The organism is Ensifer sp. ENS10, assembly GCF_014852025.1.
Taxonomy (GTDB): domain Bacteria; phylum Pseudomonadota; class Alphaproteobacteria; order Rhizobiales; family Rhizobiaceae; genus Ensifer.
This window is the reverse complement of sequence record NZ_JACVAS010000009.1, coordinates 142599-164555: the sequence shown is the minus strand read 5'-3', so window position 1 is coordinate 164555 and position 21957 is coordinate 142599. Positions and strand designations below refer to the sequence as shown.

Below are 21957 nucleotides of genomic sequence, written 5' to 3'. Positions count from 1 at the left end.
AAGCGGAGGGCCGTCTCATTGCGCTATTGAACCGCGGCGGTTCCATAGACGAGGTTGGGAAGCCACAGCGAGAGCTGCGGAAACATGCTGAGCATGACCAGAAGGACCATCATCATCGCGAGATAGGGCAGCACCTCGCGCGCATAGGCCATCATCGGTACCCTCAGCACCATGGACGAGATGTACATCAGGCCACCGACCGGGGGCGTGATGCCGGCGATCGTCAGGTTGGTAATGAAGACGACGCCGAAATGCACGCGATCGATGCCGACGCCGTCGATGATCGGGATCAGCATCGGGGTCAGGATGATGAGCGCCGCCGACCCCTCGATCGCCGTGCCGATGACGATGAGGAGAACGTTGATGAGGAGCAGCATGAGCAGCGGATTGTCGGTTGCACCGCCCAGCCAACCGGACATGGCCTGCGGCACCTGTTCCCAGGCGAGATAGAAGCCGAAGGCGGCCGCCGCGCAGATCATGATCATCACGACCGCAGAATCGCGCACCGTCTCCGCAAGCACTTCCGGGATCTGGCGGAGCGTGAATTCGCGGTAACCGAAGACGGCAACGAACAGCACATAGACGACGACAACCGCGCCGGCCTCGGTGGTGGTGAAGATGCCGTAGCGCGTGCCAGCGAAAATCACGACCGGGATCGACAGCGCCCAAAGCCCGTCGATCAGCGCCCGGCTCGCCTCCGCCCGGCTGGCGCGCTCCTTGCGAAGCGGTTTGTAGCCGCGCTTGCGCGCGATGAAGTAGGTGGTGACCATAAGCCCGGCCGCGAGCACGAGGCCGGGCACCACGCCGGCGGCAAACAGCCGGCCGATCGAGGTCTCCGCCAGGAAGCCGTACACGATAAGACCGATCGAGGGTGGGATGAGGCTGGTGATGATGGAGGCGGACGAGGTGATGACTGCGGCAAAGGCGCGGCTGTAGCCTCTCTCGGCCATTTCGACGCCAAGGGTCTTGGCGAGCATCGCGGCATCTGCGTTGGCCGATGCGGTAAGGCCGCCGAGCAAGGTGCCGAGCACGGTGCACATCTGCGCCAGCGCGCCGGTCATATGGCCGACCATCACGTCGGCGAGCGCCAGCAGGCGCCGGGTGATGCCCGACGCATTCATGATGCAGCCGGCAAGCACGAAGAGCGGCAACGCCAGCAAAGACACGGACTGGCTGCCCTCCGCCATTTCCTGGGCGAAATTGGCGAGCGGGATCATGTCCATGTTGATGACGAAGAAGGCGAGTGCGCCGATCGCCATGGCCCAGGTGATGGGCGTCGACAACAGGAAGAGGATGACGACCAGCAGCGAAGGGCCGGCCAGATGGAAGAAGGTCATATCAGCGATTCCACATTGCGATGCAGACGGACAGTCCACGGCCTTTCGACGATGAGGTGCTGGAACAACATGCCGGCCGAAGCGAGCGCGAGCGGTCCGTAGGAAAGACCCCGCGACAGATCGAGAGCGATCGTGTGCACATGCCGCGACGTCCAGGCCTGCCAGCCGAAGAGAACCGTCATGGCGATGAAGAACAGGGCCAGCAGAAAGTAATTGAACCAGGCGACCGCCTTCTGCCAACCCTCTGGGAACGCTGCAACGAGAACGTCGATCGCCGCATGGGTGCCGAGACGGACACCGGCAACTGCGCCGAAGAAAACGAGATAGGCAAAGGCCATGATCGCCAGTTCGTAGGTCCAGGCCGCCGGTTGCGGGAAGACGTAGCGGCTGATCACTCCCCAAAGGATCGAAATGACGATGACGAGCAGCGCCGCAACACCAATCGCCTCATCGGCGCGGCGCAGGCTGAGCAGAGGAATTGCTTCCTCGGGTGGTCGTGAGGTTTCCATGGTTGTCTCGATATCCTAAAGGGCGGAATGGGGACGGCGGAATGGCCACGCGGCCCCAGGTCATCGCACCGAGATGCGCGACAGCATGAATGGGCGCGGCCGCTCGAGCCGCGCCCGTTCGAGCGCTTACTCGGCCATTGCCTTCTGCACCTGATCGTACATCCCGGGTGTGATGTTCGGCACCTTCTCGTAGGCCGCGCGCGAGGCTTCGATGAAGGCTGGAACGTCGATGTCGGTGACGATCTCGACGCCGGAGGCCGCTAGCTGCTTGGCGTAGGCATCATCCGTTTCGAGCGTCATCTCAGTCAGCTCCTTGGCGATCGTCTGGCCTTCTTCGAGAAGGATCTTCTGCAGATCTTCCGGCAGGCCGTTGAAGAACTGGCTGGATGCCACCCAGGCCGTGAACATGATCTGGTGGCCGGTCTTCGAAATGACCTTGCGGGTCTCGTTCAGCTTCGCGCCGGCGATCGAGCCGAAGGGGCCTTCGGCCGCATCGACGACGCCGGTCTGAAGTGCGTTGTAGACGTCGCCCCACGGCAGTTCCGTCGGTCGTGCGCCGTAGTTGCCGAAGGTCGCCATCATGATCGGCGATGAGGGTACACGAATAGTGACGCCGGCAAGGTCCGCCGGCGAGCGAACCGGCTTGTTGGCGATGATGTGGCGGTAGCCGAAAAGACCGTTCGGCATGATGATCTTGATGCCCTGCGCTTCGAGCTTGCCTGAAAGTTCCTTGTAGAGATCCGAGGCGAACAGACGATCGGTCGCCGCCAGGTCCGGATAGACATAGGGACCCGCCAGAATGGAGAGATCCGGCACGAACTGGCCGAGCTGGCCATAGTCGGTGGCGCTGAGCAGGCTTGCGCCGCTCATGACCATCTCGTTGACCTTCTTCTGCGCGCCGAGCTGATCACCGGTCATGACGGTGATCGCGATGCGGCCGCCCGAACGTTCGCCGACACGCTCGGCATAGGTCCTCATGGCTTTGACGATCGGCTCGTTGGGATTCACCTGCGAGGTCGAGAACCGTAGGCTGTATTCCTGCGCATGGGCGACGCCGCAAAAGGACAAAGCAGCCACGGCTGCGGCCAGAACAAAGGTCTTCATCAGTTCCTCCTCTTTCCGGACTCCCCTCCGGAATTCACAATGAATAAATAGATCATTCATAAATGAACCCGCGTCGTCAAGTGGCAGGATGCCCTTTGACGCCAGCGGCCAGCGGAAAACAACGAAGCCGGAGCGACTTATCGCCGCTCCGGCTTCGATTTTTGAAGAACATATTCTTATATGAACATTTCTTGTGCTAACCGCCGAACGTGTACTCGGCGATCGACTGCGACTTCATCTCGATCGAGAATCCGGGCCGCTGCGGCGGCATGTAAGCCGCGTTCTCAATCACGCAAGGGTCGAGGAAGTGCTCATGCAGATGGTCGACATATTCGATCACGCGTCCCTCCTTGGTGCCGGAAACGGCGACATAGTCGATCATCGACAGGTGCTGCACATATTCGCAGAGGCCGACACCACCGGCGTGAGGCCAGACCGGCAGGCCATACTTGGCTGCGACCAGCAGCACCGCCAGCACCTCGTTCAGCCCGCCCATGCGGCACGAGTCGATCTGGACGATGTCGATCGCGCCCTCAGCAATGAACTGCTTGAACATGATGCGGTTCTGGCACATCTCGCCGGTCGCGACCTTCACCGGCCCGATCGCCTCGCGGATCTTGCGGTGACCGGCGACGTCGTCGGGGCTCGTCGGCTCCTCGATGAAGAAGGGCTTGGCGAAGGCAAGCTGCTTCACCCAATCGATCGCCTCGCCGACCTCCCAGACCTGGTTGGCGTCAATCATCAGATAGCGGTCCGGCCCGATCACCTCGCGTGCGATGGTCAGCCGCCGGATGTCGTCGGCAAGATCACGGCCGACCTTCATCTTGATGTGGTTGAAACCTTCGTCGATCGCCTCCTGGGCGAGCCGCCTGAGCTTGTCATCGTCATAGCCGAGCCAGCCGGCCGACGTCGTGTAGCAGGCGTAGCCTTCCCTCTCGAGCGTCGCAATGCGCTCGGCCTTTCCGGGCTCGGCCTTGCTGAGAATTCCGATCGCCTCGTCGCGGGTGAGCACATCCGTCATGTAGCGATAGTCGACGATGTCGGCGATCTGTTCCGGCGACATGTCGGAAACGAGGCGCCAGACGGGTTTGCCCGCTTCCTTGGCAAGCAGGTCCCAGACGGCGTTGACCACGGCGCCGGTGGCGAGATGGATCGCCCCCTTTTCGGGGCCGATCCAGCGCAATTGGCTGTCGCTCGTCAGGTGCCGCCAGAAGCGGCCCGGATTGGCGAGGATGTCCGCCGTATCCTGACCGACGATCAGGTGCTGCATAGCCTTGATCGCCATGCAGCAGATATCGTTTCCCCGGCCGATGGTGAAGGTGAGACCATGGCCCGCGACACCGGGCCTGTCCGTGTCGAGGATGACATAGGCCGCGGAATAATCCGGGTCCGGATTCATCGCATCGGAGCCGTCAAGGCTCTGTGAGGTCGGAAAGCGCAAGTCGAAGACGCGCAGATTGGTGATGCGGGTCATGGTCACTCCAGTCGGTAGAACTTAATCGTCCGCGCGTACGGACTGCTTCTGGCTGCCGAGGCCCTCGATGCCGAGTTCGACGACATCGCCCACCTTGAGATAGCGCGGCGGCTTCATGCCCATGCCGACGCCGGGCGGCGTGCCGGTCGAGATGATGTCGCCTGGTTGCAGAGACATGAACTGCGAAAGGTAGGACACGAGATGGGCGACGCCGTAGACCATGGTTTTCGACGAGCCGTTCTGCATGGTCTCGCCATTGACCTTCAGCCACATCGGCAGGTTCTGCGGATCCGGCACTTCGTCCTTGGTTACGAGCCAGGGGCCTGTCGGACCAAAGGTGTCGCAGGACTTGCCCTTGGTCCACTGGCCCTGGCGTTCGATCTGGAAGGCACGCTCGGAGACGTCGTGCACGACGCAGTAGCCTGCGACATAGTCGAGGGCTTCCGCTTCGCTCACGTATTTCGCCTTTCGGCCGATGACGACACCGAGCTCCACTTCCCAGTCGGTCTTGGTCGAACCGCGCGGGATAAGCAAGTCGTCGTTCGGACCGACGATCGCCGATGTCGCTTTCATGAAGATGATTGGCTCGGATGGGACCTTGGCGCCGGTTTCAGCCGCGTGATCGGAATAGTTGAGGCCGATGCAGATGAACTTGCCGGTTCCGGCAACGCAAGGGCCGAGACGCTGGTTGCCGGCAACAGCAGGCAGACCGGCAAGATCGAGCGACTCCAGTTCCGCCAGCTTGTCGGGATCGAGAGCCGCACCAGAGAGGTCTGCCACATGACCGGAAAGGTCGCGCAGCGTGCCGTTGGCATCGAGAATACCCGGTTTTTCGTGACCCGGAACGCCGTAACGCAGAAGCTTCATATCTTAAATCCTTGAACTCGGTGGTCAGATGGTCCAGCCGCCATCGATGGCATAGGCTTGGCCGGTCGTATAGGTAGCGCTCGCGAGATGAACGGCGAGCGCGGCGATCTCCTCCGGCGTGCCGAGGCGGCCCATCGGCTGGCGGGCGATAAAGGCGGCTCGTGCCGTCTCATAATCGCCCTGCGCCCGCATACGGTCCTGCAGCGACGGGCTCTCAACGGTACCGGGGCAAATGGCGTTGCAGCGAATTCCCTGGGAGACGTAGTCGGCGGCAACGGCCTTGGTGAGACCAATGACGGCTGCCTTGGTAACGCCGTAGGCGAAGCGGTTGGGCACGCCCTTGATGCTGGAAGCGACCGAGGCCATGTTGATGATCGCGCCGTCCTTGCGCGCAAGCATGCCCGGAAGGACCGCACGGATGGTGCGGATCATCGCCTTGACGTTGAGGTCGAGGGCGAATTCGAGATCGGAATCCTTCATCTCCAGGATCGACCCGGCATGGACGAAGCCGGCGCAATTGAAGAGGACGTCGACGGGCCTGATCTTCGAGACGAGCGCTTCGACGGCTTGCGTATCGAGGACGTCCAGCCGGTGCGTCTCGACATCCGTTTCCTTGGCAAGCGCCGCAAGCGCATCCGTATTGATATCCGTTGCGTGCACTTTCGCGCCGGCCTTTGCAAAGGCCAAAGCCGAAGCGCGGCCGATGCCCTGAGCTGCGGCCGTAATCAGGACGACCTTGCCTTTAAGATCCGCTGTCATTCTCGATCCCTCATGCTTTGCGTTCGACGACCAGGATATGGTCGGCGGCGAGAACGACCTCACCACGCTGGTTGATAACTTCGCACCGTTCCACGACGCGCCCCGCCTTTGGTCGCTTCGGATCGTCCTCCTTGGCAGAGACGGTCACGCGGGTGCGGATCGTATCGCCGATATGGACCGGACGCACGAAGCGCAGACGATCATAACCGTAGGAAAAGGCAACCGGGTTGATCAGCGAGGCTGTCAGACCCACGCCGATCGAAAAGATCATGGTACCGTGGGCGATACGCTGACCACCCGGCAAGGTCTTGGCGAATTCCGCATCCATGTGGTGCGGAAAGAAATCGCCGGTGTGGCCGGCATGAACGACAAAGTCGGTCTCGGTGATCGTGCGACCCGACGTCAGGCGTTCGTGTCCGAGCTCGTAGTCTTCAAAATGGATGATCTGTTCAGACATGTCATTGTCCTGGAAGCGGCGCGATCGCCGTTGCCGGCGCGGCACTCGATTGATAGGCGGCCTCGACAAGCGCCATCGTCTGCCACGCGTCTTCCACCGAGCCGATCAGTTCATTGTCCTCTCCCGCCGCGAAGCGCTGCAGGTTCGCCATGCGGTTGACGAAGGCGTCGGGGAACCAGGCACCCTCAAGCGGCACGGCAACCCAGTCGCTGCCACCAGCCGGCTTGATCCAGAGTTCGTCCGGTTCGCCCTTGGGGTAGTCGAGATTGACGCCGAGCTTCACGTAGGCCGCGCCGGAGGTGCCGGAGATGCGGAATTCGCAGGCCTGGAACTTGCGGCCGAAATCATGATCATGATTGACCGAGAGCACGCAGCGTACGCGATCGCCGTAGTCGAGGATGGCCGCCGTTCGCGTCTGGGCGACATCATGGTTCGGATGGCCGATGGTCTTGGCATGCACGCCCTGGGGATTGCCGAGCAGGCCGCGGATCAGATCCAGATAGTGGATCGAGTGCATGGCAATCTCGATGCGCGGCAGACCTTTGAGGAACGGCCAAAAGCCCCAGGGGGTGGCGAGTGCCAGCCAGGCATCGAAATCCACCACCTCGCCGAGATGCCCCTTGGCGATGGCATCCTTCAGCGCCAGCATCATCGGCGCGAAGCGAAGCTGGAAGTTGACGGCAGCCTTCAGCTGGCGCGTGCGGCATATCTCGAGAATGGCGGTTGCGGCATCGAGGTCCGACCCCATCGGCTTTTGGATCAGCGCTGCCGCGCCGATCGGCAATCGGCCAAGGATGGCGGCATGGGCTGCCGGGGGCGTCGCGAGGTCAAAGATGGCATCGGGCACCAAGAACGCGGCAGCTTCGTCTTCGAAGGCACGGATTTCCCACTCGTTCGCCAGAGCGGCCGCCTTGGCGTGATCCGGATCGTAAATCCCGGCAACGGGGAAGCCGGCTTTGCGGTAGGCCGGCAGATGCGCGTCGCCGACGATGCTGCCGGCACCGAAGATCACAATCGGTCGCGGCTTGCTCGGCTTCGGCCACCATTGTCTGAGCGCGCCGGGATCGAAGCTTTCAGTCACGACGGGATGCCTTCCCGTCGTGATGAAACACCTCTTCCATCATCGCCCACCACTCGCCTTCCTGTCTCGTCTCAAGCGGTTTCTGGCACGGCATGCAGACGGACCACCATTCCTGGTTCTTCGGATGCGCCGCCATCTTGGCCATATCTGCCTCAAAGTCCGAGCCGACATATTCCCAATAGCCGAACAGCAGGTTTTCCGGCTCCTTGAGGAAGATCGAGTAGTTGGTGACGTTGCATTCGGAGATCAGTTCGAGGATCTCCGGCCAGACGGCGGCATGCAGAGCCTTGTATTCGGCGATCTTCGACGCTTCGAGGCCGATCACCATTCCCATTCGCTGCATAATGACCTCCCTACCCGCGGAACTCGCGGGTGAATTCACTGATCGAGCGGGCGCGCACGGCGTCCCAATCCCAGGCGATGCCGATGCCCGGCTCTGAAGGCGCGATGGCGCGGCCGTTGCGGATCTCCATGCCCTTGGTGGTCAGGTCATCGAGCTGAGGAATATATTCGACATATTTACCGTTCGGTATGGCGCAGACGAGGCTCACATGCAGTTCCATCAGAAAATGCGGGCAGACCGGAATGTCGAAGGCTTCCGCCGCATGCGCGACCTTGAGCCAGGGCGTGATGCCGCCGATGCGGGCAACGTCGACCTGCACGATCGAGCAGGCGCCCTTCTGCATATATTCGCGGAAATGGCGGATCGAATACATCGATTCACCAACCGCAATCGGGGTCGGCGTCGAGCGTGTCAGCCGGATATGGCCGTCGAGATCGTCGGCCGGCAGCGGCTCCTCGATCCAGGCGAGATCGAGCTCCTTCAACCGCGACGCGCGGCGGATCGCCTCGTCGACGGTGAAGCCCTGATTGCAGTCGATCATGATCTCGAAGCCATCGCCGAGTGCCTTGCGCATGGCGGCGAGCCGATCGTAATCCTCCGAGCCGTGCGGCTTGCCGATCTTCACCTTCGAGCCGGAGAAGCCCTTGGCCTTGGCAGCGAGCGCATCCTCGACCAGCGCCTCCTTCTCGATATGCAGCCAGCCGCCCTCGGTGGTGTAGAGCGGGCAACTGTCCTTGGCGCCGCCGGCGAGCTTCCAGAGCGGCAGCTTCTGCTTTTTGGCGCGCAGGTCCCAAAGGGCGGTGTCGACTGCGGCCAGCGCCAGCGCGGTGATGACACCGATGGTCGTGGCGTGGGTGGCAAATTCCATCTTGTGCCAGATTGCCTCGATGCAATCGGCGTCCTCGCCGATCAGGATTGGCACGAGGTGATCGGAGAGAAGCCGCATTACCGACGATCCGCCGGTACCGATCGTGTAGCTGTAACCCGTGCCAGTCGCTCCGTCGGAATCGACGATCGTGACGATAGGCGTTTCCTGGCTGACGAAGCTCTGGATCGCATCGGTCCGCTTCACCTTCGGCGGCAGGTCGACCATGCGCAGTTCAATTTTTTCGATTCTTGCCATGTCAGCCTTCCAGAGCCTTGCCAGTATCAACGTCGAAGAGATGAGCGCGCGACAGGTCGAAGCTCATCCGCACCTTCTCGCCGGAGGTAAGCGGGCGCGGATTGAGCATGCGCGACACCCAATCGCGGCCGTTGAATTGGATGAAGACGAGCGTCTCGTTGCCGAGCGGTTCGGTGATCGATACTGGCAGTTCGACCTCGTGCACGGCCGCCGGATCGCCGGCATGCAGACCATGACCGCTTGGATAGATGTCGTCTGGCCTCAGGCCGAATGTCACCTTCTGGCCCGGGCGCAGCACGTTTGCAAAGCGCGGCGGGATCGGGAGCCGGGCGCCGCTGACAAAGACCAGTGCGCCGTTGTCGACGATCGCCTCGTCCATGTTCATTGGCGGAGAACCGATGAAACCGGCAACGAACTTGGTGGCGGGGCGCTGGAACACCTCTTCCGGTGTGCCGACCTGTTCGATATGGCCGTCGCGCATGATGACGATGCGGTCCGACAGCGTCATGGCCTCGACCTGGTCGTGGGTGACGTAGATCATCGTCGCCTGCATGCGCGCGTGCAGCTTCTTGATCTCGGTGCGCACCTGCGTGCGCAGCTTCGCGTCGAGGTTCGACAGCGGCTCGTCGAACAGGAAGACATCCGGCTGGCGCACGATCGCGCGGCCCATCGCGACGCGCTGGCGTTGGCCGCCGGAAAGCTGCGACGGACGACGCTCAAGCAGATGGCCGAGATCGAGAATGGCGGCCGCTTCGGCGACCCGCGCCTTGATGTCATCGGCCGAGCGCCCGGCGATCTTCAGCGAAAAGCCCATGTTCTCGGCAACGGTCATGTGCGGATAGAGCGCATAGGACTGGAAGACCATGGAGATGTTGCGCGCCCGCGGCGGCAGATCGTTGACCTTGAGGCCGCCGATCTCGATCGCGCCGTCGCTGACGTCCTCGAGGCCGGCGATCATGCGCAGCGTCGTTGACTTGCCGCAGCCGGAGGGGCCGACTAGTGCGATGAACTCGCGATCCTTCACTTCGAGGTCGATGCCGTGGACGACTTCGAGCGCGCCGTAGCGCTTGACCAGTTTCCTGAGGGTGACAGGAGCCATGAACGATTATCCTTTCACCGCGCCGAAGGTGAGGCCCGAAACGAGGTGCTTCTGAATGATGAAGGTTAGGGTCAGCGCCGGGATGATCATCACGACGGCGAGCGCGCACATGCCGCGCCAGTCGATGGTGAATTCGGCGGTGTAGTCGAGAAGTCCAACCGGCAGCGTCTTGGAATTGACCGAGCGGGTGATCTGCGAGGCGAGCGCATATTCGTTCCAGGAGGTGAGAAACGCGAAGATGCCGGCGGACGCAATGCCGGGACCGGCGAGCGGAAACTCCACCTGCCAGAAGGCCTGCCAAGGTGTGCAGCCGTCGATCTGGGCGGCTTCCGCGAGATCCTTCGGCACCTGGCGAAAGAAGCCGTCAATCAACCAGATGGTGAAGGGCACGTTGAGCGCGACATAGGTGAGGATCAGCGAGAAATGCGTGTCGATGATGCCGGTGCGGGCGTAGAGCATGAAGAGCGGCAGCGACAGAGCGATCCCGGGCACGGCCCGCGTCAGCATGAAGCCGAGAAAGATCGCCGACTTCGCCTTGAAGCGATAGCGGGCAAAGGCGTAGCCACCGGCCATGCCGATCGCGAGCGCGATCACCGTCGATGTCACGGAGATGATCAGCGAGTTGCGGAAATAGTCCCAGACGGGAACGCCGCCCTGCCCCGCGCCCGAGAACATGGCGCGATAGGCATCGAGAGAAACGCTTTCCGGAATCCAGACTGGGGGCTTCGCCATGATTTCGACGGTCGGGCGTAGCGACGACAGCACGATCCAGAGGCCGGGCAGGCAGATCACCGCCATCGCCAGGAACAGGCCGATCAGATGTGCGACCTTCAAAAGGCGGCGGCGCAGGCGGTGCGAAGCGTTGATATCCATTACCACTCGGCTCCGATCTGCTGGCGCGCTGCGGCAAGCTTGCGGAAGAAATAGACGGTGAAGACGATCGACAAGAGGATCGCCACATAGGCCATGGCGTTTGCGAGCCCCATGCGGGCATCGGCATAGGCGGTGCGGCCAACGAGCGTCCAAAGCAGTTCGGTGCGCTTGGCAGGGCCGCCGTCGGTCATGATCTTGACGATGTCATAGGCTCGCGCCACGTCCAGCGAACGGATCGTCATGGCAATGAAGGCAAAGGGCATGAGATAGGGCCAGGTGACATAGCGGAAGGTCTGCCAGGGCGTACAGCCGTCGACGTGGGCGGCCTCGACCGGATCCTTCGGCATGGCGAGCAGGCCGGCAAGGATCAGGATCGCAAAGACCGCGGTCGAGGACCAGACTTCGGCGATGATGATCGAGAGGAGCGCGAGATTGCCGTCGATCAGCCACGGGATCGCCTGATCAGTCAGCCCCAGCGACTGCAGCGCATTGTTGACGAAGCCGATATTGTCGTTGAACAGGAACTTGAACTGGAAGCCGACGAGCACGGGCGAAAACATCATCGGAAACATCATCATGGTGCGCAGCAAACGCTGGCCATGGGTCGCCTTGTTGACGAGCAGCGCCAGGCCGAGACCGAGCAGCATTTCAGCGTTCAGAGCCACAGTCAGCAACAGCACGGTGCGGCCAAACGCGACCCAGAACTCGGCGTTGCCGAGAACGGTCGCGTAGTTGCGCAAACCGACGAAGATCCACAGCGTCTCCGGCTTCGTCAAGCGGAAGGGCGTGAAGCTCGAGTAGAAGGAAAAGAGCAGCGGCAAAACGATCACCGCCGCGAGCACGACGAAGGCCGGGAGCAGAAGCAGGGCCGGTGCTGACAATTTCTTGAGCTTCATCGGGCAGTCCTGAGGATTGCATGAAATGGCTGAGGCGGCGCCGGCGCCCGTAAGGCACCGGCGCCGCCTCTTTGGTCACGGTCAGAGTTTGCCCGCGTCTTCCAGAATGCCGGTCGCTTTCTCGGCGGCGGCATCGAGCGCTTCCTTCGACGTCTTGTCGCCGAGGATGGCGGCCTGGAGTTCCGGATAGACGGCGTTGGAGATTTCGATCCATTCAGCCGTCTTCGGCACCGGGAAGGCATGCTTGGCGGCTTCCTGGAAAGCCTGCAGCACTTCGGTCTTGTAGGCGTCGCCTGCGGCTGCCTTGATGTTGTATTCCCAGACGGCGGTGCGTGTCGGCAGCGGGCCGGCAGCCGATTCCAGCTTCTGGCTGTCCTCGTTGGTCAGCCACCAGACGAGCGAGGCGGCGGCCTCCTTGTTGGCGCAATCCTCGGTGACCGAGAAGCCGTGATGGCCCGACCAGCCCGTGCGCTTGCCGGAAGAGCCGGCTGGCTGCACTTTCACGCCGACATTGCCGGCGACCTTGGAAGACTTCGGGTCGTTGAAGAAGCTCGCCCAGCCAGGCCAGTCGAGATTGAGGGCGATCGAGCCCGAGGCAAAGCCCTGACCAAGGTCGTCCCAGAGATAGTTGGTCGTGCCCGGTGGTACCGCCTTGTCCTTGTAGAGCTTGACGAACCAGTCGAGCGCGCGCACGCCAGCTTCGGAATTGAAGGCCGGGCGCCCGTCCTTGTCGAGATATTCGCCACCTTCGGCGATCAGCATTTCATAGAAGCGACCGTTGATCGCCTCTTCCTTGCCGGCGAACTGCGTGCCGTAAAAGTTCGGCGGAGCTGCGAAGAACTCGGCCTGGTCACTAACCTGAGCCCAGGTGTCGGGTGGTGCGAGTTCGTAGCCGTATTTCGCCTTGAATGCGGTCTTCTTCGCTTCGTCCTGGTACAGGCTCTTCTGGTAGTAGAGTGCCGATACGTCGAACTGGGCACGCGGCAGCATCACCAGCTTGCCGTCGAGCGTCGAGGCATCGATCAAGGCAGGCACGAACTTGGCGATTTCCTCCGGCGGCAGAAGTGCCAGCAGGTCGGTGTATATATTCGGATACTGCGGCGCGAAGGAAGAATGGTTGGAGCCAACGCACCAGCTGACGCCGCCGGTCGCGATATCCGACTTGATTTCCTTGTCGAGTTCGAAGTGGTTCTTCTTCGACAGGATGTTGACCTTGGCGCCGGTCGCCTTCTCCCACTCGCCGATCCGCTCGTAGAGCTTTTCGTATTGTTGTCCGCCGATCAGCTTGGCGTCGATCGTGACGCCCTCAAACTTGCCGGGCAGGTCCGCGGCCGTGGCCGTCCCCAATCCTGCGGCAAGCATGATCGCTCCGGCGGACACGCCGGATAGCAGCCTTCTCATCTCCACTCCTCCCTGGTTCACGCCCTCATCCTGGCGCGATGCCCTCATTTGTGAGAAACTAATTCATATACAAACAACAAATTTATCCAGCGTCAAGGGCGAACTTTCCTTTGTCGGCGCCTTCGTCTGCGTATATGGATACGAATATTCACCAAGGAGGCTTCATGGACACCGAAGAGTCTGACCGCTATCGCGCGCCCGCCCTCGACAAGGGGCTCGACATTCTCGAGCTGCTCGCCAGCGTCGACGGCGGCCTGACGCAGGCGGAGATTTCCAAGCGCCTGAACCGCAGCCCCAACGAGTTCTACCGGATGCTCGACCGGCTGGTGCGGCGCGGCTACGTCACCCGCATCGATGGTGATCGCTATTCCCTGACACTAAAGCTGTTCGGTCTTTCGCAACTGCATGCGCCGGTTCGCAGGCTCGCGTCCTACGCAACACCGTTGATGCGCGACCTGGCGCAGCGCTCCAAGCAGGCCAACCACCTCGCCGTCTTCGATCGCGGCTCGGCCGTGGTCATTGCCCAGCAAGAGGCACCTGACTATTGGGGCATATCGATCCGGGTCGGATCGCACATCAGCCTGTTCGATACCGGCTCCGGCCACGTCCTGCTCGCCTTTCGCTCGGCCGAAGAGCGCGAGATGATGATCGCGGAACATGCCAAGAGCAAAGACGAGATCGTTCGCGGACCGGAGTTCTACGCCCGCCTCGACCAGATCCGCGAACGCGGCTACGAGATGATGGCGAGCGCGCAGACGGCGGGCGTCTACAACCTCTCTGCCCCGATCCTTGGGCCAGATGGTCGCGGCATCGCCGCGCTCACGGTGCCCTATATCGCGCTTGTCAACGCACCTTCGGCGCCGGACATTACCGGAACGATCGCCCTTTTGCTGAAGACAGCCGAGCAGCTATCGACGCTTGCAGGTTCGGACGTGGCGCCGGCTAGCGATTGACGCCAGCCGGCAACGGCCGTACTTCCTATCTGAATAGCTCATTCTTATGTGAGATGTCGTTCGGAGGAGAAGCGCCTTGATCATCGACACCCATCTTCACCTCATCGACAGGTCGAAGCTCACCTATCCCTGGCTCTCGGGCGTGCCGGCGCTCGACCACGACTTTCTCTACGCGACCTACGCGCGCGAGGCCCGCCGGCTCGGCATCGAGGCTGCGCTACACATGGAGGTCGATGTCGCGCCTTCGGAAATAGAGAAGGAAACGGCGGAAATCGAAAGGCTCTCGCATGAGCCAGACAGCCTGCTCAAGGGCGCCATTGCCGCCTGCCGTCCCGAGGACGATGATTTTGCGGCGTATCTAGAACGCCAGGAAGCAAACCGCTTCGTGAGGGGTTTCCGCCGCGTGCTGCACGTGATGCCGGATGAACTGTCCGAGCAGCAGACCTTTCGCGACAACATCCGAAAGCTTGGCGGGCGCCGCTTTACCTTTGACCTCTGCGTCCTGCCGCACCAGATCCCGCGAGCGATCGCGCTTGCCGACCTCGCGCCCGACGTTCAATTCATTCTCGACCATTGCGGCGTGCCCGATATTCGCGCCGGGGCCGAACACCCCTGGCGCGAGCACATGAGCGAGATCGCCCGCCGTCCGAACGTCACGGCAAAAATCTCCGGCGTTGTCGCCTATGCCGATGAGGCCTGGCAGGTCGAGACGCTGCGCCCCTATGTCGAACATACGATCGGCGTCTTCGGCTGGGACCGGGTGGTCTGGGGAAGCGACTGGCCGGTCTGCACGCTCGGCGGCAATCTTTCGACCTGGGTCGGCGCCACCCACGCTCTTCTCCAAGGCTGCAGCGCCGACGAAACGTACAAGCTGCTCGCCGGCAATGCGCGCCGGATCTGGAAGCTCGCCTAGCGAGACCCGCACTGCGAGAGGCTCCGGGACGCCAGGGCGCCCCGGAGCCAAATATCAGGCGACGGCGAAGCTCTCCGCAAACAGCCGATTGAGGTCGTCGACGACCCTTCGCGCAGGGTCCTTGCGCAGAAGGCCGTCATTTATCCGGTCCGAGCCTGCCTGCTGGAAGGCCATGTAACCATCGTGCCGGGGGCGGACCCAAGCGGTTTCCAACGTCTTGCGCGTCGCGCGGTAAAAGTCCGAGGTGGCGGCATTGACGACGTCGTCGTTCCAGGCGGCTGCGTGGCCGGGCTGTCCGCCGCCTGCAGCATAGGGGCCGCGCTGAACCTCGCCGCTCGCGGCGAAGTAGGCAAAATCGATCGCAGCATCGATCGAGCGGGAGAAGGCCGAGACCGCGATCCCGGTTCCGCCCAGGGCGGAGCCGGCGGGGCCAATGTTTCCGGCCACCGGTATGTCGCCGAACTTGATGAGAGACGGCCGGAATCCCGGCATCGCGTAGCTGACATAACCGTAGGTCAGCGGTGCGCAGACGGCCGTCGATTGTGGCTCGCTCATCGCCTCCAGCACGGCGATCGGATCCATCGAGAAACAGGCGGGATCGATCAGATCCGTCAATTCACGCAGACGCTCGAAGGCGTCGATGCCCGCATCAGCATCGATGAGTTGCCCGATACCGTCGCTGCGGCAGGCGTGCCCGAGATTGGCTGCGAGCGTGTAGAAGCTCATCAGGGAATGCGGCGGGCGCATCGGTAAGGCGACCTTTCCCTGGCGCGCCAAAGTCAGCATCTCGGACCAGCTGTCGGCACGCTCCGTCAGGTCCGGCCGCCAGGCCTGGATCTGGGTCGCCGCGTCGATCGGAAAGGCCCATTGTCTACCCTGCCAGGTATAGCTTGGATAGGAGCGTCCGACGCTCGCAGCCGCAAGCGCTTTCCGTTCCGCTTCGCGGCCTTCCACATCGAGCGGCGCCAGGCACTTCTCCTTGGTGATCTGGCCGACATGGGGATGATCGATGACGATGAGGTCGTAGGCCCGCGCCAGCTCTTCGACCGGATAGGCCTCGAAATCCTGCAGCGAACGCTTCTCCCATTCGACCGTAACGCCGGTACGCTCATGCCACAACCGCGAACAAGCGATCATCGGATCGTAGCCGCGCGGGTGGCTCCAGGTCATGCCCTTCAATGTCACGCTCACAGGCCGAACTCCTCTCGGATCGACGCGCTATGTTCGCCGATGCGTGGTGCGGCGCGGTCCACCTGGGCGCGCTTGCCGTTGACGCGCAGCGGCGATCGCGTGGTCAGGATTGAGACATCGTCCTCGCGCACGACCGTCTGCAACATGTCGAGCACCCGGAAGCCTTCGCTTTCGAGCAGTTCATTCCAGTTGAGGACCCGCGCACACCAGATGTCTGCGGGTTCAAGCAGGCCAAGCCAATGGTCGATGGTGTTTTCGGCGATCCGCTTGGCGATCAGCGCCTTGATCTTGTCCCGTTCGGAGAACCAGGACACCGGATCATCGCGATAGGCGTCGAGTTCGGGCATTTCCAGGAGATCCGCGAGCTTCGGGATCGGCGTCATGGCAATGGCGAGATAGCCGTCCCTGGCCGGATAGACCCCGTAGGGCGCCGAAAGATAGGCGTGGGCACTGCGGAAGCCGGAACGGGCCGGCAGCCGGCGGCCGTCATTCAAGTGCGTCGTCAGCACTTCGAACTGGAAGTCGACGAGTGCCTCGAGCAGGCTGGTTTCGATCAGGCTGCCCTTGCCGCTGATACCGCGACGGACGAGCGCTGCGAGAATGCCTTGCGCTGCCGCGGCGCCGGCGAGCATGTCGCCAATCGCCAGGCCGAAGGGAACGGGGCCCTGCCCTTCGTCGCCGTTCAGCCACATCACGCCGGAGCGCGATTGCGCGAGCAGATCCTGGCCCGGCCGCTTCACCCAGGGACCCTCCTCGCCATAGCCGCTGATCGAGGCATAGACGATCTTCGGATTAATGGCCTTGACCGCCTCGTAGTCGAGCCCGAGGCGCTGGATGACGCCGGGGCGGAAATTCTGGATGAGGACGTCGGCCTTGGTGAGCAGCGTCTTCAAGGCCGCGAGATCTGCCTCGTTCTTGAGGTCGATCGCCAGGCTCTCCTTGGCTCGGTTGATGGCATGGAAGATCGTCGAGTCACCACCGATCTCGGTGTCGCTCAGATAGAGCCGGCGCGACAGGTCACCGCCGTCGGGGCGTTCGATCTTGATCACGCGAGCGCCGAGATCCATGAGGCGCAGCGAGCAATAAGGACCTGAGAGAAACTGGCTCATGTCGACGACGACAAGGCCGGCAAGCGGCAGTTCGTTTGCTTCCGTCATCGCGGCTTATTTCTCGGTCTTGCCGACAAAGTCGGCGGGGTTCTTGTACTTCACCGTCTGCAAGTGCTCGCAATAGAGCACCAGCTCTCCCTCGCCCTTGAAGACCTGGTAGCTGGCCCGGATGAGCCCGAGCTCCTTGTAGCGGGGAATTTTGTCCATGTTGGTCCGGATCGTGTAGATCGTGTCGCCGATGAAGACCGGCTTGATGAAGCGCAGCTTGTCGTAGCCGTAGGAAAAGGCGTTGACGCAATTGGTGGCCACGAGCCCGAGGCCCGCCGAAAAGACGAAAGCGCCAGCGACGAGACGCTTGCCGAACATGCCGTCCCGCTCGGCAAACATCTGATCCTGCACATAGGGGTGGATGTCGACGACCAGCGTGTTGAACAGATGACTGTCCCCCTCGGCGATCGTCCGGCGCAAAGACCGGATGCGCTGGCCGACGGGCCAATCTTCATAGAACCAGTTTTCCGCATTCCAGACCGGCAGGGCGGCATGGTCTTGCGGCATATCCGTGGGACGCGTCGAGGAAACACCGACGGTGGGCGTGAATTCATGCATGAGCAGACCCTTGCGTAGCGAAAGCGAAGTCCGACCTTGATTTTCGCCATCGAACGCCAGTGGTGCTCAGCGGCAGCGATCAATTTCTTCTTATATGAATAGCTTACTCACATATGGGTCGACATTGCAAGAGACTCGAGTCTTCGACGGGCACTGCGCGATCCCGAGTGCAGCGAAGGTTATGGCGCCGCACGAGCCGAATCTTCCAGGTGCCCAATCTCCGCTCCGCCGCCGGCGCAGCTCTCCAATGGGCTTGCTGAGCGGGGGATTTCTCCAAACGATGCCGCGAGCGCATTGCGTGGCCGACTTCTTACGATCACAAGGATGCGTAGAAGAGCTGAGTTTCGCTTTGCGGCCGGCGGTCGAGCTACGCGTTTCGAGGACCAAGAGTGACCGACACCATGCCATCCACAGCCTCAACAAATGCCGCGCTTCACGCCGCGATCAAGGTCAACATTGTCGTGATCGGCGCAGGCCAAGCCGGACTGTCATCGGCCTATCACCTGATGAAGCTTGGCCTTCAGCCGGGCCGGAATTTCATCGTCCTCGACAAGAACGATAAACCGGGCGGCGCCTGGCAGCATCGCTGGCCGTCATTAACGCTGAGCACGGTCAACCGTCTCCACGACTTGCCGGGCATGGAGTTTGCGGAAGTTGTTCCCATTGGAGAAACGGAGGCGCGGGCTTCGACGGCGGTTCCCAACTATTACGCCGCCTATGAAGAAAAATTCCGGCTGCCGATCTATCGCCCGGTTGCGGTCAAGGTAGTTTGCGAGCGCTTCGGCCGGCTTCGGGTGGAAACGGACCACGAGACCTTTTCGGCCGAGGGGCTCATCAACGCCACGGGAACCTGGGAGACCCCTTCTATTCCCGCCTATCCCGGTGCCGATCGGTTCGAAGGACAGCAGCTTCACTCTCGCGACTATCAAACGGCGGACGCGTTTGCGGGCAAGCATGTGATTGTCGTCGGCGGCGGCATTTCGGCGCTCCAGCATCTCGATGAAATCTCGCAAGTGACAACGACAACGTGGGTCACGCGCCGCGAGCCGCAGTTTCACGAGGGACCATTTACTCAGGAAGACGGCCGCGCCGCCGTTGCCGCCGTTGAAGAAAGGGTGCGGAATGGGCTGGTGCCGGGCTCGGTGGTGTCCGTCACCGGCATTCCGTGGACCCCAGCCCTGCGCGCCGCCGCAAAACGAGGGGCGCTGAAACGGCTGCCGATCTTCAGTGAGATCCTTCCTCACGGCGTGCGCTGGCCGGATGGAACGGAACAGAAAGCTGACGTCATTCTCTGGGCAACGGGTTTTCGCAGCTCACTCGATCATCTCGCTCCGCTGCAACTGCGCGGGGACGACGGCGGCATCGTCCTGGGCGGACGCCTCGCGACGCGGGTCGAAAAGGACCCACGCATCCATCTGGTAGGCTACGGCCCCTCGGCTTCCACGATTGGAGCGAACAGGGCGGGCGGCGCAGCAGCACGGGAACTGGCCGCCCATCTCGGCCTGATCTGATGCGGCCGTGAGCGCGATTCCAGTCGCCATTCCCAAGTAAATGCGACGGGAAGGAACCCGTCGTTTGGTTCGAGCGCTCACGAAAAGTCTATGCTAATCAAATGGCCAACGATTCTGAGTTTTTAGTGTGATGAGCCCCAAGACCCGCGGCTATTTGTTTGCCTTCCTCGCCATCTGCATCTTCGCTGGCCAGGATGCGATAACCAAGTATCTGGGTGATCGCTATCCGGCACTCTTCATAACGATGATCCGGTTCTGGGCGTTCGCCCTCTTCGTATTTGCCTTTGCCGCGTCGTCTCCCGGGGGTATTCGCCGATCCATTCAAACGCGCCATCCCTGGCTGCAGGTTGTTCGCGGCCTTCTGCTGGTCGCAGAGATCGTCGTCATCGTCTTTTCCTATGTTCACGCCGGGCTCGCCATGAGCCAATCGATCTTCCAGGCAACCCCATTGATCATCACCATCCTGTCGATACCGCTTCTCGGAGAGGTAGTCGGATGGCGGCGCGGGGCTGCCGTACTGATTGGTCTGGTCGGCGTGCTGGTGATCATCAATCCGGTGGACGTTCATTTCGACATGTCGCTGCTTCTGCCGCTTGTCGCCTCCGTGCTGTTCGCGCTCTATAGCATCGCAACGCGCGCAGTCAGCCGCGAAGATTCCGCGGTGACGAGCCTCTTTTATGCGGGTGTGATCGGGGCACTGGCGATTTCGCTGATCGGCCCGTTCTACTGGACCGAAGTCGTCCCCACCGATTGGTTCGCGTTGGCAGCCCTTTGCGTCTGCGGCACGCTCAGCCACTACTTCCTTATCCGAGCCTATGGGCTGCTGCCTGCCGCGGAAGTTCAGCCGGTCACCTATTTTCAGCTGGTTCTCAACGTGATGTTTGCCGTCCTGTTGTTTGGCGAAACGATCACGCACAACATGATCATCGGCGCCCTGATCGTGGTCGGCGCGGGCCTTTTCACGATCTGGCGCGAACACCAGTTGGCCAAGCGCTCATAGCCGATAACGCATCTGAAAACGCGCGCGCTTAGCGATCAGTTGGGCCAGCAGGATCTAGCTTCACGACCGCAGCAACATCCTGATCGCCACGCGACGGAACAATTTCCACCTTCGCGTGTTGTCGGAGCAGCCGATCGGATCGCAAGGTTTTTCCGCGGATGGAGTATGCGATGAAATGGCTTCTCCCAGTTCTGTGTATCGCGGCAGGCCCCGCATATGCGCAAAGCCCCGGCCTGGAGACGGCCTGCATGGCAGTCGCCAAGAATTTCTTCCTGGTCGACACGCTCAACGTCGGGGTGGTGCAGTCCTTTCCCGAGATTGCACCGCCCGGTGCACGCTTTAAGTATTCCGAAAGAGCCGACACAAAGAAGTCAGATATGACGGACACCTTCGACTGCGAGTTCGACAATGCGAACGCGCCGACAAAAATCCTGCGCTTCTGCGTTTCACGCATCTGTTACGCCGCCGATGAGGACGATCCCGAACGCAAGAGACGATTTCAGGAGATGCAGGTTCTTCTGCAAAGAGCGAAAACCGCACACTGATTTCCCTGCATGATGCCGGCAGCGCTACCGGGCCTGGAGTTCAAACCCGACACACAGCCCGTTTTCTGCAGCCAGAAGCAACAGCAGTTCACGGAGCTTTGGCTCAGAGACTTCCTGGACGGCGGCTTCAAGCGGAGTCCATTGTAGTCTCCGGCTTTGCCTCTCGGGGAAGTCCGCCAGAATTTCCTCGACTTCGAGCAAATGCACGTTGAGGTGATAGCTGAGGTCAATGCTATCCTTGGTATAAACGAACGAGCCAATGGCATCGCTCGATACCCGGCCTCGAACGCCAGCCTCTTCCATCGCTTCGCGCGCGGCTGCGGCGCGCGCCGTCTCCCCTGCCTCTATACGCCCCTTTGGTATTCCCCAGCGGCCGTTGCGGCGGCTCGTGACGAGCAAGACTTCAGGAAGGCTATCTGCTGAGGTCCGAAAACAAATCGCGCCAGCCTGCTGGACACATGTCGTTGAACGAGCAGAGTTTTGGGGCAGCATTTCGCATAGTAGCGAGAATTGCTCGGACATCTCTCTCGGTTCCGGTGGATTTGAAGCAGAATCTTGTTCGCGTTTATGACAGATATGTGACGGCCCGTCTCGCAATGAGTGATTGCAAAATGAAACGAGGGAGACGCCATCATCGCACCCCTGTTTTTCCCTCAGCGAGTAGCTGTTCGGGCCGTATCGGGGGCCACACACGAGACTGACTGACAGGAACCAGGAGCGGAATGGCGATCGCTCCGCCACCAATCGGTCCCGCCTGGAATTTTCGTTGTAGTATTCCGTTAGTACCTTCTGGCTCGCCTGCCCTG

Annotated in this window: 23 protein-coding genes; 5 read left to right on the top strand and 18 right to left on the bottom strand. The window is 61.6% G+C overall.

Annotated features, from left to right (window positions below; genetic code table 11):
• Positions 1–23 precede the first annotated feature (23 nt).
• The 14 genes from IB265_RS26885 to IB265_RS26820 form a co-directional block, all read right to left on the bottom strand.
• Positions 24–1337 carry a TRAP transporter large permease gene (locus IB265_RS26885; protein ID WP_192495357.1) on the bottom strand — a complete coding sequence of 438 codons (1314 nt, stop codon included), beginning with the start codon at positions 1335–1337 and terminating at the stop codon, positions 24–26.
• Positions 1334–1846 carry a TRAP transporter small permease gene (locus IB265_RS26880; protein ID WP_192495356.1) on the bottom strand — a complete coding sequence of 171 codons (513 nt, stop codon included), beginning with the start codon at positions 1844–1846 and terminating at the stop codon, positions 1334–1336. Before IB265_RS26880 ends, IB265_RS26885 begins: the two co-directional genes overlap by 4 nt.
• 126 nt (positions 1847–1972) lie before the next feature.
• Positions 1973–2950 carry a C4-dicarboxylate TRAP transporter substrate-binding protein gene (locus IB265_RS26875; protein ID WP_192495355.1) on the bottom strand — a complete coding sequence of 326 codons (978 nt, stop codon included), beginning with the start codon at positions 2948–2950 and terminating at the stop codon, positions 1973–1975.
• Positions 2951–3146: 196 nt separating this feature from the next.
• Entirely contained in the window at positions 3147–4424 is a 1278-nt protein-coding gene (locus IB265_RS26870; RefSeq protein WP_192495354.1) for an L-fuconate dehydratase, read from the bottom strand.
• 21 nt (positions 4425–4445) lie between these two features.
• Positions 4446–5291 carry a fumarylacetoacetate hydrolase family protein gene (locus IB265_RS26865; RefSeq protein ID WP_192495353.1) on the bottom strand — a complete coding sequence of 282 codons (846 nt, stop codon included), beginning with the start codon at positions 5289–5291 and terminating at the stop codon, positions 4446–4448.
• Between the two features lie 24 nt (positions 5292–5315).
• Positions 5316–6050 carry an SDR family oxidoreductase gene (locus IB265_RS26860; protein ID WP_192495352.1) on the bottom strand — a complete coding sequence of 245 codons (735 nt, stop codon included), beginning with the start codon at positions 6048–6050 and terminating at the stop codon, positions 5316–5318.
• 10 nt (positions 6051–6060) lie between these two features.
• Entirely contained in the window at positions 6061–6507 is a 447-nt protein-coding gene (locus IB265_RS26855) for a MaoC/PaaZ C-terminal domain-containing protein (protein WP_192495351.1), read from the bottom strand.
• A gap of 1 nt (position 6508) precedes the next feature.
• The gene (locus IB265_RS26850) at positions 6509–7588 is read right to left on the bottom strand and encodes a Gfo/Idh/MocA family protein (protein ID WP_192495350.1); all 1080 of its coding nucleotides are present in this window, start codon (positions 7586–7588) and stop codon (positions 6509–6511) included.
• A complete protein-coding gene (locus IB265_RS26845; RefSeq protein WP_192495349.1) occupies positions 7581–7931 on the bottom strand; it encodes an L-rhamnose mutarotase in 351 nt (116 codons plus the stop codon). Before IB265_RS26845 ends, IB265_RS26850 begins: the two co-directional genes overlap by 8 nt.
• Positions 7932–7941: 10 nt before the next feature.
• Entirely contained in the window at positions 7942–9054 is a 1113-nt protein-coding gene (locus IB265_RS26840) for a mandelate racemase/muconate lactonizing enzyme family protein (protein WP_113132407.1), read from the bottom strand.
• Between the two features lies 1 nt (position 9055).
• Positions 9056–10153 carry an ABC transporter ATP-binding protein gene (locus IB265_RS26835; protein ID WP_113132406.1) on the bottom strand — a complete coding sequence of 366 codons (1098 nt, stop codon included), beginning with the start codon at positions 10151–10153 and terminating at the stop codon, positions 9056–9058.
• 6 nt (positions 10154–10159) lie between these two features.
• The gene (locus tag IB265_RS26830) at positions 10160–11026 is read right to left on the bottom strand and encodes a carbohydrate ABC transporter permease (protein WP_113132405.1); all 867 of its coding nucleotides are present in this window, start codon (positions 11024–11026) and stop codon (positions 10160–10162) included.
• Positions 11026–11922 (bottom strand): carbohydrate ABC transporter permease, encoded by an 897-nt coding sequence (locus IB265_RS26825; protein WP_058321357.1) that lies wholly within the window; start codon positions 11920–11922, stop codon positions 11026–11028. The genes IB265_RS26830 and IB265_RS26825 overlap by 1 nt, the downstream gene beginning before the upstream one ends.
• Before the next feature lie 81 nt (positions 11923–12003).
• On the bottom strand, positions 12004–13323 hold the full coding sequence (locus tag IB265_RS26820; protein ID WP_113132403.1) for an extracellular solute-binding protein: 1320 nt from the start codon (positions 13321–13323) through the stop codon (positions 12004–12006).
• A 164-nt stretch (positions 13324–13487) separates the two neighbouring features.
• Between IB265_RS26820 and IB265_RS26815 the strand changes: the two genes are divergently transcribed.
• The gene (locus IB265_RS26815; protein ID WP_113132402.1) at positions 13488–14276 is read left to right on the top strand and encodes an IclR family transcriptional regulator; all 789 of its coding nucleotides are present in this window, start codon (positions 13488–13490) and stop codon (positions 14274–14276) included.
• A 76-nt stretch (positions 14277–14352) separates the two neighbouring features.
• Positions 14353–15189: an amidohydrolase gene (locus IB265_RS26810; protein WP_113132401.1), complete on the top strand. Its 837-nt coding sequence runs from the start codon at positions 14353–14355 to the stop codon at positions 15187–15189.
• Positions 15190–15243: 54 nt separating this feature from the next.
• On the opposite strand, the gene IB265_RS26805 is transcribed toward IB265_RS26810, so the two are convergent.
• From IB265_RS26805 to IB265_RS26795, 3 genes are read right to left on the bottom strand one after another with little or no spacing between them, the layout of a single operon-like run.
• The gene (locus IB265_RS26805; protein ID WP_192495348.1) at positions 15244–16380 is read right to left on the bottom strand and encodes an ABC transporter substrate-binding protein; all 1137 of its coding nucleotides are present in this window, start codon (positions 16378–16380) and stop codon (positions 15244–15246) included.
• Entirely contained in the window at positions 16377–17537 is a 1161-nt protein-coding gene (locus tag IB265_RS26800; RefSeq protein ID WP_192495347.1) for a CaiB/BaiF CoA-transferase family protein, read from the bottom strand. The genes IB265_RS26805 and IB265_RS26800 overlap by 4 nt, the downstream gene beginning before the upstream one ends.
• A gap of 6 nt (positions 17538–17543) precedes the next feature.
• The gene (locus IB265_RS26795) at positions 17544–18095 is read right to left on the bottom strand and encodes a MaoC family dehydratase (RefSeq protein WP_192495346.1); all 552 of its coding nucleotides are present in this window, start codon (positions 18093–18095) and stop codon (positions 17544–17546) included.
• A gap of 389 nt (positions 18096–18484) precedes the next feature.
• On the opposite strand from IB265_RS26795, the gene IB265_RS26790 reads away from it, so the two are divergent.
• The 3 genes from IB265_RS26790 to IB265_RS26780 all read left to right on the top strand — a co-directional run bounded on the left by IB265_RS26790 (position 18485) and on the right by IB265_RS26780 (position 21151).
• Complete coding sequence (locus IB265_RS26790) at positions 18485–19606, top strand: NAD(P)-binding domain-containing protein (protein ID WP_309140479.1); 1122 nt, start codon at positions 18485–18487, stop codon at positions 19604–19606.
• Positions 19607–19736: 130 nt separating this feature from the next.
• The gene (locus IB265_RS26785) at positions 19737–20606 is read left to right on the top strand and encodes a DMT family transporter (protein WP_192495345.1); all 870 of its coding nucleotides are present in this window, start codon (positions 19737–19739) and stop codon (positions 20604–20606) included.
• A 170-nt stretch (positions 20607–20776) separates the two neighbouring features.
• Positions 20777–21151, top strand: a complete 375-nt coding sequence (locus tag IB265_RS26780; protein WP_058328964.1) for a hypothetical protein — start codon at positions 20777–20779, stop codon at positions 21149–21151.
• 24 nt (positions 21152–21175) lie between these two features.
• On the opposite strand, the gene IB265_RS26775 is transcribed toward IB265_RS26780, so the two are convergent.
• On the bottom strand, positions 21176–21673 hold the full coding sequence (locus IB265_RS26775; protein ID WP_245296233.1) for an NUDIX hydrolase: 498 nt from the start codon (positions 21671–21673) through the stop codon (positions 21176–21178).
• Positions 21674–21957 lie beyond the last annotated feature (284 nt).